Origin of the sequence: Methylobacterium guangdongense (genome assembly GCF_038442355.1) — a bacterium.
Lineage (GTDB): Bacteria > Pseudomonadota > Alphaproteobacteria > Rhizobiales > Beijerinckiaceae > Methylobacterium > Methylobacterium guangdongense.
Map to the genome: position 1 here is coordinate 1 of NZ_JBBXMX010000083.1, position 595 is coordinate 595.

Sequence of the window (595 nt, forward strand, 5' to 3'; positions counted from 1 at the left end):
GCGTCCGCCCGGGCTTCGCTCAGGCCGGCCCGGTAGTGGGCGGCGTCGAAGTAGGGCGCCAGGGTCGCGACCCGCAGGGCGAGGCCGGCGTCCCGGTCCGGGCGGGCGGGGCCGCCGTTGAGCACGTAGTGCACCAGCGGGTTCTGGGTGGCGTAGGTGATGGCGTGGGTCAGGCAGTAGGCCAGGGTGTCGAACTGCGGCGCCGGCTCGCGGCCCTCGCGCCAGCCCGAGGCCATGTAGTGGTCGGCCGGGTCGACGCCGGCGGCCTGCAGGTCGGGGTTGCCGGCGAGGTAGAACGGCCCGTCGACCAGCCTCTGGGCCAGCCGCAGGGCGTGATCGGTGTCGGGCGGGGGCAGGGTCGCGGTGGCGGCCCCGGCGAGGCTGCCGGCCCGGCGCGCGAGGGCGTGCAGGAACGGATTGATGCCGGCCCTGGCCAGATAGGGGTACGCGGCGAGGTAGGCGGCGCACGAGAAGTCGGGGCGGGGGTCGCGGCCCGCGCGCCATCCGTGGACGAGGAAGTCGCGGACGGGATCGGCGGTGATGCCGTACCACGTGGCGTAGAAGGCGGTGTCGAGGTGGGGGCCGAGGGCGGCGA

The 595-nt window shown here is 76.0% G+C and carries 1 pseudogene; it reads right to left on the bottom strand.

Going from position 1 to position 595, the window contains the following annotated elements:
* Window positions 1–595, bottom strand: a pseudogene (locus tag AAHG09_RS31850) (glycosyltransferase); the annotation flags it as partial.